Annotated in this window: 15 protein-coding genes and 1 other RNA gene; 7 read left to right on the forward strand and 9 right to left on the reverse strand. The window is 64.1% G+C overall.

The annotated features are described in order from the left end of the window. Positions 1-26: 26 nt before the first annotated feature. Both ACRYLT_RS01700 and ssrA read right to left on the reverse strand, forming a co-directional pair. The gene (locus tag ACRYLT_RS01700) at positions 27-287 is read right to left on the reverse strand and encodes a hypothetical protein (RefSeq protein WP_482662380.1); all 261 of its coding nucleotides are present in this window, start codon (positions 285-287) and stop codon (positions 27-29) included. Positions 288-439: 152 nt separating this feature from the next. Beyond that, positions 440-803: a transfer-messenger RNA gene (ssrA, locus tag ACRYLT_RS01705) on the reverse strand. A 52-nt stretch (positions 804-855) separates the two neighbouring features. Here ssrA and ACRYLT_RS01710 point away from each other — a divergent pair. After that, positions 856-1,188, forward strand: coding sequence for a hypothetical protein (locus tag ACRYLT_RS01710; protein ID WP_482662381.1), 333 nt, complete (start codon positions 856-858; stop codon positions 1,186-1,188). Here the strand turns inward: ACRYLT_RS01710 and ACRYLT_RS01715 are convergent. After that, positions 1,148-1,543 (reverse strand): hypothetical protein, encoded by a 396-nt coding sequence (locus tag ACRYLT_RS01715; RefSeq protein ID WP_482662382.1) that lies wholly within the window; start codon positions 1,541-1,543, stop codon positions 1,148-1,150. The genes ACRYLT_RS01710 and ACRYLT_RS01715 overlap by 41 nt on opposite strands. Before the next feature lie 321 nt (positions 1,544-1,864). On the opposite strand from ACRYLT_RS01715, the gene ACRYLT_RS01720 reads away from it, so the two are divergent. Genes ACRYLT_RS01720 through ACRYLT_RS01740 form a run of 5 tightly spaced genes read left to right on the forward strand, consistent with a single transcriptional unit; the run spans position 1,865 to position 6,650 of the window. Continuing rightward, entirely contained in the window at positions 1,865-3,628 is a 1,764-nt protein-coding gene (locus ACRYLT_RS01720; RefSeq protein ID WP_482662383.1) for a copper resistance system multicopper oxidase, read from the forward strand. After that, positions 3,625-4,878, forward strand: a complete 1,254-nt coding sequence (locus ACRYLT_RS01725; RefSeq protein WP_482662384.1) for a copper resistance protein B — start codon at positions 3,625-3,627, stop codon at positions 4,876-4,878. The genes ACRYLT_RS01720 and ACRYLT_RS01725 overlap by 4 nt, the downstream gene beginning before the upstream one ends. After that, entirely contained in the window at positions 4,875-5,504 is a 630-nt protein-coding gene (locus tag ACRYLT_RS01730) for a DUF2231 domain-containing protein (protein WP_482662385.1), read from the forward strand. Before ACRYLT_RS01725 ends, ACRYLT_RS01730 begins: the two co-directional genes overlap by 4 nt. A gap of 26 nt (positions 5,505-5,530) precedes the next feature. Then, positions 5,531-5,869 (forward strand): hypothetical protein, encoded by a 339-nt coding sequence (locus ACRYLT_RS01735; protein WP_482662386.1) that lies wholly within the window; start codon positions 5,531-5,533, stop codon positions 5,867-5,869. A gap of 43 nt (positions 5,870-5,912) precedes the next feature. Then, on the forward strand, positions 5,913-6,650 hold the full coding sequence (locus ACRYLT_RS01740) for a PepSY domain-containing protein (RefSeq protein ID WP_482662387.1): 738 nt from the start codon (positions 5,913-5,915) through the stop codon (positions 6,648-6,650). 38 nt (positions 6,651-6,688) lie between these two features. On the opposite strand, the gene ACRYLT_RS01745 is transcribed toward ACRYLT_RS01740, so the two are convergent. Next, the gene (locus tag ACRYLT_RS01745) at positions 6,689-7,270 is read right to left on the reverse strand and encodes a hypothetical protein (protein WP_482662388.1); all 582 of its coding nucleotides are present in this window, start codon (positions 7,268-7,270) and stop codon (positions 6,689-6,691) included. A gap of 110 nt (positions 7,271-7,380) precedes the next feature. On the opposite strand from ACRYLT_RS01745, the gene ACRYLT_RS01750 reads away from it, so the two are divergent. Continuing rightward, positions 7,381-8,541, forward strand: a complete 1,161-nt coding sequence (locus ACRYLT_RS01750) for a PQQ-dependent sugar dehydrogenase (protein WP_482662389.1) — start codon at positions 7,381-7,383, stop codon at positions 8,539-8,541. Here the strand turns inward: ACRYLT_RS01750 and ACRYLT_RS01755 are convergent. From ACRYLT_RS01755 to metK, 5 genes are all read right to left on the reverse strand, one after another. After that, positions 8,538-9,620: a S15 peptidase family protein gene (locus ACRYLT_RS01755; protein WP_482662390.1), complete on the reverse strand. Its 1,083-nt coding sequence runs from the start codon at positions 9,618-9,620 to the stop codon at positions 8,538-8,540. The genes ACRYLT_RS01750 and ACRYLT_RS01755 overlap by 4 nt on opposite strands. A 72-nt stretch (positions 9,621-9,692) precedes the next feature. Further along, positions 9,693-10,355, reverse strand: a complete 663-nt coding sequence (locus ACRYLT_RS01760; RefSeq protein WP_482662391.1) for a LytTR family DNA-binding domain-containing protein — start codon at positions 10,353-10,355, stop codon at positions 9,693-9,695. A gap of 40 nt (positions 10,356-10,395) precedes the next feature. Next, positions 10,396-11,076 carry a tRNA (guanine(46)-N(7))-methyltransferase TrmB gene (gene trmB, locus ACRYLT_RS01765; RefSeq protein WP_482662392.1) on the reverse strand — a complete coding sequence of 227 codons (681 nt, stop codon included), beginning with the start codon at positions 11,074-11,076 and terminating at the stop codon, positions 10,396-10,398. Positions 11,077-11,129: 53 nt separating this feature from the next. After that, positions 11,130-11,618, reverse strand: a complete 489-nt coding sequence (locus ACRYLT_RS01770) for a riboflavin kinase (RefSeq protein WP_482662393.1) — start codon at positions 11,616-11,618, stop codon at positions 11,130-11,132. Between the two features lie 275 nt (positions 11,619-11,893). Beyond that, a complete protein-coding gene (gene metK, locus ACRYLT_RS01775; RefSeq protein WP_482662394.1) occupies positions 11,894-13,069 on the reverse strand; it encodes a methionine adenosyltransferase in 1,176 nt (391 codons plus the stop codon). Positions 13,070-13,079: the final 10 nt, after the last annotated feature.

Here is a 13,079-nt window from a genome sequence, read left to right on the forward strand (position 1 = left end):
CGGTCAAATCAACCTGCGATCAGCAATCAGCGCGTGCCGTTACCCGGATCGCTTTGGTTCGCTTCCGACTCGTTGCCGGCCACGGCGTTGAGCAGCAGGTCAGCCTCGTTCTCGAGCCTGGCTTCCAAAGCGCTCACCTCGTTTTCGACCTGGCTCTCCAGCTCGCGCGCCTTGTTTTCGATCTCCGCCTTCTGGCGTTCGAAACGATTGGCGACCGGCTCAGGCTCTTCGGTGCAGGCCGGAAGGAGGACCAGTCCGAGGACAAGGGCGATGAACGGCGCGCGCATGGGCACGTCCTTACGGCAGGTGGGGCTGCGCTGAAAAGAGGATTGGGTTTGCAGAGCTCGTATCGGCCGCGAGGATCCGAGGATCGCCTCGACATCGATCAGATCGGTGGAAGTCCAGGGGGTTCTGTTGCCCGGCCCCCCTGGCGGCCGCTGGAATCCGCTTCTGTTGCCCGGTGCGGCCCGAACCGCGCTTTTGTCTGATGTAACCTAGGCCTTAGAGGACCAGGTTACGCAGCAATCGCGAGCGCCTCGTTATCGTTGGCACTTGTGTGATGGGCCGTTGCGGTGGTCCCATTCCGGGCGAAAACAGCGCTTTTCAGCACACGTCGATCCTGGTTCGGCCCCATCATCTGATCCGCCTCCGTCGCGTTGCCGTGACGGCGCTCGGTCCAGGTGGTGGAGCCGCCGGGTACTGCCCCCGGGTCCGCTGCGCCTATTGAACGCCGCAGTTTATCGCCATAGCCGGCCGAAGCCGGCACTTCCCTATATAGGGAGGCCGCTCCCGATGTGAAGTCGGCCAGGCTCCTCGCCGATTGCGCAAGACCGCGCCCTCCCCTAAATAGGCTCAGTGAGCTTTCGCCGTCTCCTACCTTTGCTGGCCCTTCTGGCGTTGATCTGCGCGCCCTTCGGCCGAATGGCGGCAGCCGAAACGATGACCGGCAGCCACCACGCCGCTGGCGCAGCGAACATGGCCGGCCATTGCAGCGAAATGCCGGCGCCCGAGCCGGATCGGCCCGACAAGTCGATCGATTGCATGGTCGCCTGCGCCGCCATGGCCGCGACCGATGCTCCAGCGCTGCGCCCAACGGCATTCGCGGCCGCCGCGCCCGAAGGCCGGCCGATCGCCGCTTTCATCGGTCTCAACCCCGAAGCCGATCCTCCACCTCCCCGATTCTCCTGACGATCTGGAACTCAACCGACATCCAAGGAGAATCGAAATGAAGATCATCACGACCGCGATCGCATTGGCGATCGCTTCGCCCGCTGTTGCTCAAACAGCACCGGCCTCGCAGCACCAGGGTCACGGCCAGCACCAGCAGCATGGCCAGGGACACGGGCAGCACCAGCAGCACGGACAGGATCACGCCCAGCATGGTCAGGGCCACGGTCAGCACGGTCAACACGGTCAGCACGGTCAGCACGGTCAGCACGGTCAGCATGACCGCGGGTGCTGCGCAGACCGCAACGGCAACGGCCGGATGGATTGCTGTGAGGAAGGGCAGAACGGCCAGCGACCCCAATGCTGCGAAGAGCATGGTGAACAGCGCTCGGGACAGAGCGGCCAGAGCAGCGGTCGCTCCAGCTAAAGGACTGTGAAGGAGGGCGGCGGCGAAGCTGCCGCCCTTCCGACTGTCCCCTGAGACTTGCCTTCCAGTCGCGGCTCCACGGAGAGCCGAGTTGGTTCGAGGGCCAATCCAGGCGTCAAGCGGGCCGCACCCGGACAGGTTGCGCACAGCTGCCGCATCGGCAAGCATTTTCAGAAAAGACAAGGGGATGTCAGCCAGATCGCTGCTGCGGCAGAGGTCCTCTGTGGACCTTCCCCAGCCTGGCTCTACCATATCCAGGAGTAACGGCCAGTGAGCTCACCTGCGAAGATCAATCGTCGACTATTCATCGGCGGGGCGGCGGCCGCGGTCGCGACTCCGAGCCTCCACAACCTGTTTCCCGCCTGGGCGCAGACCGGATCGCACGGCCTCGTCACCAAGCTCGGACCAACGCTCACGGGCGACGAAATTCATCTCCGTATCGCCGAGGGCATGTTCGCCGTGGACGGGCGAACCGGTCATGCCATCACCATCAACGGCACTATTCCGGCACCGCTCATCCGGCTGCGCGAGGGTCAGAATGTCCGGCTGGTCGTCGAAAACCAGCTTGACGAGGATACGTCGATCCACTGGCATGGACTGATCGTCCCCTTCCAGATGGACGGCGTTCCGGGAATCAGCTTCCCGGGGATCCGGGCACGCTCCACCTTCACTTACGAGTTCCCGATCCGGCAAAGCGGGACCTACTGGTATCACAGCCATTCGGGCCTTCAGGAACAGATGGGCCATTACGGACCGATGATCATCGATCCCGCCGGAGCGGATCCGGTGTCCTATGATCGCGAACATGTGATCGTTCTCAGCGACTGGAGCTTCCTCCACCCGCACACGATCTTCTCGCGCCTGAAGCAGGAAGGCGGCTTCTTCAATCGCCGGCGGGAAACCTTGTTCGGTCAGCGCAGCGACTCGCTCAGCCAGCAGGACCGGCAGATGTTCGCCCGGATGCGAATGGATCCGGCCGACATTTCCGACGTGACGGAGGCGGCCTACACTCTGCTGATCAACGGCCACAGCCCCGACGAGAACTGGACCGGACTGTTTCGGCCGGGCGAGCGCGTGCGCCTGCGGGTGATCAATGCGGCCGCTCAGACGACTTTCAATTTCCGAATTCCGGGCCTGCCGATGACGGTCGTTGCAACCGACGGAATCGACGTGCGCCCGGTCGAAATTGACGAGTTCCAGATCGGCAATGCCGAAACCTACGACCTCGTCGTCCAGCCGGGCGATCAAGCCTATACGATCGCCGCCGAGAGCATCGACCGATCGGCAATGGCTCGCGCCACCCTCGCACCCCGCCTCGGATTGGTTGCGGCCGTTCCACCCCTACGCGAGCGGCCGACCCTCAACATGCGGGACATGGGCATGGGCGGCATGGACCATGGCAATATGGATCATGGCAGCATGGATCATGGACCTGGAGCCTCGCACTCCAGCATGACGGGCGGAATGGATCATTCGAGCATGGACATGCGCGATGAGTCCAAGGTCGATTTCCCCGTCGGGGTCGGAGTCGACATGATTGCACCCAATCCGGTCGATCGTGTCGGAGACCCAGGCATCGGGCTCGACAATGTCGGGCATCGGGTGCTGACCTACAGGGATCTCGTGTCGCTCGAGCCGAGAAGGGATCAGCGTCCGCCCACCCGCTTCATCGAGATTCATCTGACCGGCAATATGGAGCGGTTCATGTGGTCGATGGATGGCCAGCAGCTCAGCGAGAACCCCGAGCCGTACCGCTTTGCGCGCAACGAACGCGTTCGGATGCGCCTGGTCAACGACACGATGATGACCCACCCGATGCACATTCACGGCCATTTCTGGGAGATCGTGAACGGCCACGGATCGCACCAGCCGCTCAAGCACACGGTGAGGGTGCTTCCAGGCGGCTATGTCGACCTCGATCTCACCGCCGACGCGCCGGGCGACTGGGCCTTTCACTGCCATCTTCTCTACCACATGCATGCCGGCATGATGCGGGTGGTCAAGGTTCGCCCGATGGACGGAGAAGCGGCATGAAGCGGATCGTCCTGGGGCTGTTGATATCGACCGCCGCGGCTCCCTCACTCGCTCAGCATCGCGGGCATGGGGCGACCTCGCCCCCGCAGGGGCCGACCACTTGCACGCCGGAGCATGCCGCCATGGGGCATTGCACGATGGCCCCAGCGACGCCGCCGGCAGCCGCTCCCCCTGCCCCCGCCTGTCCACCGGAACATGCCGCGATGGGCCATTGCAGGGCGGAGGGCGGGCAGGCGACCGACCCCCACGCCGGCCACTCGATGCCGACGCCTGTCCCGGGGCAACCGTTATCCGATCCTCATGCCCGCCATCCCCTGACGCATCAGGAGGGTGTCTCGCCCGACCGGCAACCGCACGCCGGTCATGAACCGCCGGCGCAGCAGCCGACAGAGCAGACCGACCCCCATGCCGGCCATGAGATGCCAGGCCGGTCCTCCGCCGCGGGGGCCGATCCGCATTCGGGGCATCAGCCGGCCTCGCTTCCCCCGGCTTCTCCCCCGCCTCCGGAGGCGTTCAGCGGCCCCGAGCATGCGCAGGATCCGGTCTACGGAGCTCGCGAAGGCGCCCGCTCTCGGGCCGAAATGCTCCGGGAGCATGGCGGTCTTCCGGCCTACAAGTTGCTGATCGACCGACTGGAGATCGGGATCGGCGAAGATCGGGAAAGCTACGCCTGGGATGGTGAGTTCTGGTACGGCGGCGACATCGACAAGGTGTGGATCAAGACCGAGGGGGAGGGAGAGCTGGGCGGGCCCCTCGAAAGCGCCGAAGCACAGTTGCTCTGGAGTCGGGCCATCGATCCCTGGTTCGATCTTCAGCTCGGCATCAGGCAGGATTTCCGGCCCGACGACGCCCAGCGCACCCATCTGGTGCTCGGTCTTCAGGGACTTGCCCCCTATTGGTTCGAAGTCGATGGCGCACTCTTTCTCTCGCATGAGGGCGAAGTCACAGGCCGGTTCGAAGCGGAATATGATCTCCGATTCACCCAGCACCTCATCCTGCAGCCCCGAACCGAGCTGGATTTCTCCTTGCAGGACATTCCGGAAATCGGCGTCGGCGCCGGCCTTTCGACGGCCGAGCTCGGGGTTCGGCTTCGATACGAATTCTTTCCGGGATCGGGGCCCGCCGTGATCGCGCCCTATGTCGGGGTCCAGTATGAGCGCGCCCTTGGCGACACGGCCGAGTTCCGCCGAGCTGCCGGTGAGGAGGCGGGCGGCTGGAGCTTCGTGACCGGTATCCGGACGTCGTTTTGATCCGGTCGCTCCTCCTTGTCGGCTGGCTGGTAGCGGCGCTCGCACTGACCTGGCCGGCGGATGCCCATGAAAATCACCAGCGCGAACGGGCGAGCGCCTCCCAGTCCGCTCCGAACATGCCAATACCCGCATCCGGCGAAGGCGCGTCGGGCGAGCGGATCGAAGAAGATGTCGAAGCCGGCGAGGAACCTCGCTCCCGGTCATTCGTGCAGCGGCTCGTGAACTGGCTCGGCCGGGTTCATCCCTTCGCGGTCCATTTTCCCATCGCCTTGTTTCCGGTCGCTCTCGCCGCACTCATCCTGGCACGGCGTCGGGGAGAAAGTGTCGAACTCATCCGCGCGTTCATCATCGTCGCCGGAGCGTCGAGCGCTCTTGCCGCTCTCCTCGGCTGGTTCACCGGCGGGTTCACGCTTTCCGATCCGGACTGGGTCCATATGTGGCATCGCTGGATAGGAACCACCCTCGCCGTCGTCGGCATAGCCGTCGCCTGCTGGGCCTGGAGACGGCGGGACTCCGCTTCGAGCGGCGCGATGGTTTTGGCTTTGGCCGGGATCACCGTTCTGCTGCTCGTTCAGGGCTGGCTGGGAGCCGCATTGACTCACGGAATTGCGCATTTGGCGTTCTGAGCAGACCGCCGAGCAGGAGAAAGAGAATGAAATCGTCGAACCCGATCGTCACCGCGGCAGCGGCGCTGGCGCTTGCGGCCTGTTCGGCCGGCGAGGATGGCAACTTCGTCGAAGCCAACGGTGTTGCGATCGAGGTCGTGAACGGGACCAGTCTCCTCGACGAGGCCGCCAATGCCGCCGACCCGATCGAGGCCGCCGATCCTCCAGCAACCGATCGGGATGCTCCCGCCGGCCGGAAGGAAGCGTCACCGCCAGTCGCTCCAAGCCGGACCGAGGTGGATTCGCCGGCCCCCAGCGGACCGACCGCTACGGAGGAACCCGCCGACCCGCACGCAGGCCACGACATGAACAACATGTCTCATTAGAGGCCATGGCTGCGTCTCTGTAATCCGGGGTGGGAGGATCTGAATGTCGGTGGCGGCTCGGATGGCGGGAAAGGTCCACAAGTGGCTCGCCCTGCTGATGGCAATCCAGATCCTCTTCTGGTTCGTCAGTGGACTGTTCTTCGCGGTGGCTCCGATCGAGCGGGTTCGGAGCGAACATATGATCGCCGAGGCGCAACCGATGCCGCTTCGGCTCGATGAAGCCGGCGAAGGGCTGCGCCGGCTTGCCGCGTCGGGCGCACAATCCGGAGAAAAGATCGAGCTGCGTACCATGCTCGGCCGTCACGTCGCGATGGTGAGCGGCGGCGAAACTCGCCCTCGCTTGTACGATCTCGCCTCCGGGCGTCAGCTCTCGCCATTGCCGGCGGCTCTGGCGGTGCAGATTGCGGAGGCGGACCATGCCGGCGATCAGCGCGCGGCCAGCGTTGAAAGGGTGACCGAGGAGTCAACGGAATATCGTGGAGCCCTGCCGGCATGGCGGGTGCGGTTCGACGACGGGGCCAACCGCTCGATCTACATCGCCGCCGACACCGGCCTTGTGACGGCGCGCCGCTCGACCCTTTGGCGGGCGTTCGACTTCCTCTGGTCGCTCCACATCATGGACTTCAAGAACCATGAGGATTTCAACACGCCGCTTCTGATCATCGCCACGGCTCTCGGGCTGATCGTGATCGTGAGCGGAATCGTCCTGCTTCCGAGCCGGCTCGGCTACAATGCCTGGAAACGTCGCCGTGCCGCGCGGCGGGAGAAGGCTCCCGCATGAAGCGGGCTGCACAGGCATAGGGTACGGCCCTGACGCCTTCAGCGACTGCCCCACGGCGGAGGCGGTGCCGGAATCGGCCGCGAAAGATCGAACGCCACGCGGACATGGCGATTGGGGCGCCTCAGCTCATAGGCAAAGAGCTCCCCCGGCTTCACTTCAACCGCCCAGACGTTCGCAGCCGATTGCGCAAGGTTCTCGCGTTCGAACAGCGCCCGTGAAAAAGGGTCGGCGGGAAACTCCTGTCGCTCCGGAGAACCCGGCGCAACCGTCGTCCCTCCATATTGGGTGAGAGTGTCGAGGCTGCCGTCTTCATGGCGGTGATCGTGCTTCAAGGTCAGCCCGGCCGCGTTCCGGGTGATCACCCAGGTGCGCGAGCGGTTCTCGCCGACGTGAAAAGGGATCCGGATCTCATCGTTCGTGCAGGTGCGAACGTGCATGACGAGGCGGCTGTCGCGAAGGTCCCGGTCCGCCGCGCCGTCGGTGACCAGCCGCCCCTCATAGGCTCGGCCGCATAGCGCACTCAGTCGCGCGAAGAACTGATCCTGCGGGCTGCCCGAACCGGACGTCGTGGTGCAACCGGCGAGGCTGCAGGCGATGATCCAGAGCGACGGCGGCTTCATCCAACCGCCTTAGTCCCGGTCCGGGGGTCCGGCAACCTGACCACCTCCGGTTGACGACAGGCGCGCGGCCGCTCATTTGCGCCATGAGCCCAAGCAAGGAGATCCACTCGATGCCTGTCGTCCGTCAGATCCTGGTTCCCTTGGTCATCCTCGCCGGTTGTACCGCCAGCGACGCTCCGGACGCCAGCAATGCCTCTTCCGGGCAGGTTCAGTCGGAAACCTCCGGCCAGCCGTTCCAGATCGAGGAAATCGCCCAGTTCGACGAGCCCTGGGCGATGACGTTCCTTCCGGGCGGACAGCAGGCCCTGATCACCGAAAGGTCCGGACGCTTGCTGCTATGGACCCGGGGGAGTGAGGCCGTGCCGGTTCAGGGCGTTCCTCGGGTCGACCATGGCGGCCAGGGGGGAATGGGCGACGTCATCCTTGATCCGGATTTCGATCGCAACGGCATCGTCTATCTCAGCTGGGCCGAGGCAGGAGAAGGAAATGTCCGCGGCGCAGCCGTCGGGCGCGCCCGCCTGGTCGTCGAAGGCTCGCCCCGGTTGGAAGGGCTGCAGGTGATCTGGCGCCAGGTGCCGAAGATGGGTGGCCGCGGTCACTACGCACATCGGCTCGCTTTCTCGCCGGACGGACGTCACCTTTTCATCAGTTCCGGCGATCGCCAGGAATTCACCCCGGCGCAGGACATGAACTCCAATCTGGGGAAGATCCTCCGGCTCAACCCCGACGGCACCGTTCCGGCGGACAATCCTTTCGCAGACCGCAGCGGAGTCGCCGCTCAGATCTGGAGCCTTGGCCATCGCAACCCGCTCGGGATCGCCTTCGCTCCCGACGGTCGGCTGTGGGAGGCTGAAATGGGTCCGGCAGGCGGTGACGAATTCAACCTGATCGAGCGCGGCTCGAACTACGGCTACCCGGTCGTCTCGAACGGCGACCATTATGATGGCCGCTCCATCCCGGACCACGATACCCGCCCGGAGTTCAATGCACCTGAAATCACCTGGACTCCGGTCATTTCGCCCTCGAGCATGATCTTCTATACCGGGTCGATGTTCCCGCAATGGCGGGGCAGCGCCCTGATCGGCGCTTTGTCAGGCCAGGCCCTTGTCAGAGTAGAGATCGACGGCAGCACCGCCCGGGAGACTGAACGCTTCCCCATGGGTCAGCGCATTCGGGAGGTCGAGCAGCACCCCGACGGATCGATCTATCTGCTCGAGGACGAGCGCAACGGTTCCGGCGGAAGGCTGCTCAGGCTGACTCCGGCGCGCTAGCGCGCGACCACCTGTCGAAGCCAAGCGAGCACCGGCTGAAGGAACAGGTCGGGCCGCCGTTCGCCGCCTTCCTCGCGATAGGCAGCCTCGGCATTCGCATAGCTGACCAGGCTATGGTCAACACCTGCTAAATCGACAAAGGTGGCCGTGCCAGGACGCAGTCGATTGACCGTATCCGCGATCAGCTTGTGCCCTTCCCGCATTTCGAACTGGTCATATTCTGCGTAGATCACCAGCACCGGTGCCTCGATTCGGGTCCAGGCCTGGAGGAAGTTCCTTCGTGCCGCCTGCTGATGCCAGGCGAAGGGGCGCCCATAATGCCTCTCCGGCTCGGCGCCACGGATCGAGTCCCATACTCCGCGCAGTTCGGGTCGCTCTTCCTCGATCTGCCGCGGAGTCCGGCCACGGACGAGATAATCATAATGGAATGGAATCCGGCGAAGCATCTCGGCGTGGATCTGCTCAGGGCGGTAGCTTCCCGAACGCTCGAGAAAGAGCCGGTCGAAACTGATCATTCGCTCGAGATAGGTCTCGGCACCGCCGCCCTGGACGAAGATACCTGCAACGTCGAAGCCCTGAGCGATCAACGGCGCGGTCGTCGATCCGAGGCTGCTGCCATAGAGGACGATCCGCTGCGGATCGATCCAGGGATGATTCCGAAGCTGATCCAGCGCCTCACGGTAGTGGCGAACCTCGGTTTCGTAGTCGAGTTCGCTGCAAGGAACGCCTTCGCTATCGCCGCTTCCGGAACGCTCGACACGTATGAACACCATCTCGGATCGCTTCGCCAGCTCCAGCAAGATCGAAGGCCGCTCCGGCGGGATGTCCAGCGAGCCGCAGGACACCGCCTGGGCAAGGAAAATCGCCGGTAGCTTCGACGACGACCGCTCGGGTCGCGTTATGATGGTTCGCAGCCGTACACCCTCACTGGTGCGAACCACGCCATATTCCGTCTCCAGCCCCTCGATGTCATGAAGAGGACGGTTATCGCGCCGAGGCAGATCGCCGGTCGTCCGGACGCTTGCGGCAGTCGCCACGGGCAGCAGTAGGGATGAAATCAGTAGAAGGGTGAAGCGCATTTGGTACCTCCCGCGACCTGCTAACCGGCATAATCGAGGCAGAGGGAGCAGGATGGGACGAAGGGACGAGAATCAGCCGTCCAAGACCGATCGGTAGCGCTTGCCCGTCTTCAAACTGGTGCCGTCGTGAAGCACCACATCGGCCGATCGCACGCGTGCGATGCGGTCGCGCCGGACGAGAGTGGACCGGTGAATCCGAATGAAGCCGTAGCGGAGCAGCTCGCGCTCGGCAGCGCCCAACGAGGCGCGATGGATCAAAGTGCGGCCGCAGCCCCTGATTTCGACGTAATTGCCGGCGGCTCTGATCCATTCGATCTGCTCCGGCGCCAGCGGCAGCTCGACCCGTTCGAACTTGCGATCCCGTTGCCGCTGCTTCGCAAGCCCGGCGAGCCAAAGCAACGCTGCAGCTCCGATCAAGCCCGGAAGCCGCCTCAGCGCCTCGAAGGCAGAGACTTCGGTGCCGCTAAGCAATGCGCCGAGCAGCAGCGAAATCGCAAAGGCGGCGGCGAGCGCGGTCAGGCTTCCGCCGATACTCTCCGCACGCTTGCCTGCTTCGAAGGCGAGGAGCCAGGGAACCACATTGACGAATGCCCAGGCCAGCGCCTGCCCCACCGGCTCGGGCCGTCCAGCAAGTGCCGAATAAGCCAGGCAGTAGCTCGCGATGAAACCACAGGCTGCGACGACAACTAGCAATAACCGTGAAGCGGGCAGCGGTCGGGTCAGCGAAGCAAGCATCGCATATTTCTAACCCATCGAAGCAGGCGCGGGTAGCGGGTCAGATCCGCCGGTAGCGGAAATACCAGACCTCGTGGCCCTGCCGCCGCGCCTTGGCCTCGTAGCGAGTCTCCGGCCACCCGCCGGGGCGCGAGAGGAAATCCTCGGCACTCTCCGCCAGCCATTCGAAATCGCGGCGCTGGTTCATGACCATCATCGACCATCGGCAATAGACGGGATCGTCGGTGCCGAGTCGAAACTCGCCGCCTGGCTGGAGCTTGGCCGCGATCAGGTCGAGCGGACCGTGGTTGACCATCCGGCGCTTGGCATGTCGCGCCTTGGGCCAGGGATCGGGATGAAGGAGATAGATGAAGCGGAGCGAAGCGTCGGGAAGCCGCTCGAGCACCTCCAGGGCATCGCCCATATGGAGTCGGACGTTGCCCAAGCGCTTGTCGCGGATGTGCGCCAGCGCTCCAACCACGCCGTTGAGGAACGGCTCGGCACCGATGAAGCCATGGTCGGGCAGGAGATCGGCGCGCCAGGCAAGATGCTCGCCGCCGCCAAAGCCGATCTCGAAATGGAGCGGCCGCTGGTCTCCAAACAGGCGCTGGGAATCGATCGGGCCCTCCTCGGGCACCGAAACCGCCGGCAGCAACTGCTCCACCAAACTGGCCTGCGCCTGCCGAAGCGGCCGGCCTTTTGAACGGCCATAAAGCCTTCGAAGCGTCGTCGGATCACCCATCGGGGCGCTATCGCCGCAAAACTCCATTCAGCCAAGCCAGGACGAATGTCGGATCAGGACACCCCGCCTTTTCGGCTTAGCCAGCGTCGATCGGCCGATTCCCGCTCGAGTTTCAGCGCCGCCTCGATGTCCCGCCTGATCTGCTGGACCATCTCCTCGGCGCTGTCGAACATCTCCTCGCTCCGGATCCAGGCCAGGAAGTCGACCCGGATCCTTTGACCCCAGAGGGGCTCGTCGAAGTCGAAGATGTGAACTGCAAGCCAGAGATCCTCGCCGCCGAAGGTCGGCCGGTCACCAATGTTTGCGAGTGCCGACAGCCATCGCCCATCGGGCAAACGCACCATGGCATAATAGACGCCCATTTTCGGGATAATCGGCTCGTGATCCAGCCGAATGTTCGCGGTGGGGACTCCGATTCTGTGTCCCCTTCCCTTGTGATGAACGACCTCGCCGATGATCGTGAATGGATGGCCCATGAGGACTGCAGCTTTGGTGACCATCCCCGCCTCGATGGCGATTCTGATCTCCTCTTCGCGAGTCATGCGCACTCAACGCGGCCAAGCCGGCAGAGTTCAGATCGTCTGTGACGGAGGGGCTGATTTCGTCGATCCGAGTGACCAGGGCGATGTAATTCTTTTCGACCATTTCGCCATGATCGGCAGAGCACAGGCAAGGCGGCCTCGTTACTGGCCTGCCGGCCAGTAACCTGACCCTCTTTTCGGCGACGCCGACAGATCGAATTCTGGCCGCCCGGCCCGACTCATCTTTGAGGGACTTCAGGCCCGACGAACTGTGGGGAGGCCCCGGCTTGGCCGGGTCAGACGGCCTGCTTCAGGGCATCGACGAGGTCGGTCTTCTCCCAGGTGAACAGGTCCCCGTCCGCCTTCCGGCCGAAATGGCCATAGGCCGCGGTCGGCACATAGATCGCCCTGTTGAGGCCGAGATGGGTCCTGATCCCCTTGGGGGTCAGCCGTACCAGCTGCGGAAGCACCTCCTCGAGCCGGGCAGCGGTAGTGCCGTTCGTCTCGGTTCCGTGCAGGTCCACATAAAGCGACAGCGGCTCGGCGACTCCGATCGCGTAGGAAAGCTGGATCGTGCAGCGCCGCGCCAGGCCCGCAGCGACGACATTCTTCGCCAGATAGCGCGACACATAGGCGGCCGAGCGATCGACCTTCGTCGGGTCCTTGCCGCTGAACGCGCCGCCGCCATGGGGCGCGGCACCGCCATAGGTATCGACGATGATCTTGCGCCCCGTCAGGCCGGCATCGCCATCAGGACCGCCAATCTCGAACAGCCCGGTCGGGTTGACGAAGATGGCATCGTCGTCATTCGGCATCCACCCGGACGGGAGCACCTCGGAAAAGACGCCTTTCACATAGTCGCGAAGCTTCGCCTGGTCGTAGCCCTTGGCATGCTGGGTCGACACGACCAGCTTGACGGCACGAACCGGCTTGCCGTTCTCGTAAGCGAGAGTCACCTGGCTCTTGCTGTCCGGCTCCAGGAAGTCGGCGTCGCCGGAATGGCGATGCTCGGCCAGCTTCTCGAGGATCCGATGCGAATAGTGGATCGTCGCAGGCATCAGATCCGGGGTTTCGTCGCAGGCATAGCCGAACATGATCCCCTGATCGCCAGCGCCTTCGTCCTTGTTGCCGGATTCGTCGACGCCCTGGGCAATATCGGCAGACTGGCCGTGCAGATGGCAGGCGAAATCCGCATATTGCCAATGAAAGCCATGCTGTTCGTAGCCGATGCGCTTCACGGTTTCACGAGCGGCGGTCTCGATCTCGGCGATGGTCGGGGTCACTTCTTCGCGGCAGCGAACCTCGCCGGCCAGCACGATCCGATTCGTGGTGACCAAGGTCTCGCAGGCGACCCGGGCCTCCGGATCGCGACCGATGAAGAGATCGACCACGGCATCGGAAATCTGGTCGGCGACCTTGTCCGGATGGCCTTCGGAAACGGATTCGGACGTGAAGATGTAGTTGCTGCGCATCGAGTTAGGG

The organism is Sphingosinicella sp. SM1-17, assembly GCF_056821765.1.

Bases quoted from the DNA above. Each gene is read 5' to 3' on its own strand.
- ACRYLT_RS01735 (WP_482662386.1), top strand. From the start codon at position 5,531: ATGAAATCGTCGAACCCGATCGTCACCGCGGCAGCGGCGCTGGCGCTT.
- ACRYLT_RS01740 (WP_482662387.1), top strand. From the start codon at position 5,913: ATGTCGGTGGCGGCTCGGATGGCGGGAAAGGTCCACAAGTGGCTCGCC.
- ACRYLT_RS01700 (WP_482662380.1), bottom strand. From the start codon at position 287: ATGCGCGCGCCGTTCATCGCCCTTGTCCTCGGACTGGTCCTCCTTCCG.
- ACRYLT_RS01760 (WP_482662391.1), bottom strand. From the start codon at position 10,355: ATGCTTGCTTCGCTGACCCGACCGCTGCCCGCTTCACGGTTATTGCTA.
- ACRYLT_RS01715 (WP_482662382.1), bottom strand. From the start codon at position 1,543: ATGCTCTTCGCAGCATTGGGGTCGCTGGCCGTTCTGCCCTTCCTCACA.
- ACRYLT_RS01755 (WP_482662390.1), bottom strand. From the start codon at position 9,620: ATGCGCTTCACCCTTCTACTGATTTCATCCCTACTGCTGCCCGTGGCG.
- ACRYLT_RS01750 (WP_482662389.1), top strand. From the start codon at position 7,381: ATGCCTGTCGTCCGTCAGATCCTGGTTCCCTTGGTCATCCTCGCCGGT.
- trmB (WP_482662392.1), bottom strand. From the start codon at position 11,076: ATGGGTGATCCGACGACGCTTCGAAGGCTTTATGGCCGTTCAAAAGGC.
- ACRYLT_RS01770 (WP_482662393.1), bottom strand. From the start codon at position 11,618: ATGACTCGCGAAGAGGAGATCAGAATCGCCATCGAGGCGGGGATGGTC.
- metK (WP_482662394.1), bottom strand. From the start codon at position 13,069: ATGCGCAGCAACTACATCTTCACGTCCGAATCCGTTTCCGAAGGCCAT.
- ACRYLT_RS01725 (WP_482662384.1), top strand. From the start codon at position 3,625: ATGAAGCGGATCGTCCTGGGGCTGTTGATATCGACCGCCGCGGCTCCC.
- ACRYLT_RS01745 (WP_482662388.1), bottom strand. From the start codon at position 7,270: ATGAAGCCGCCGTCGCTCTGGATCATCGCCTGCAGCCTCGCCGGTTGC.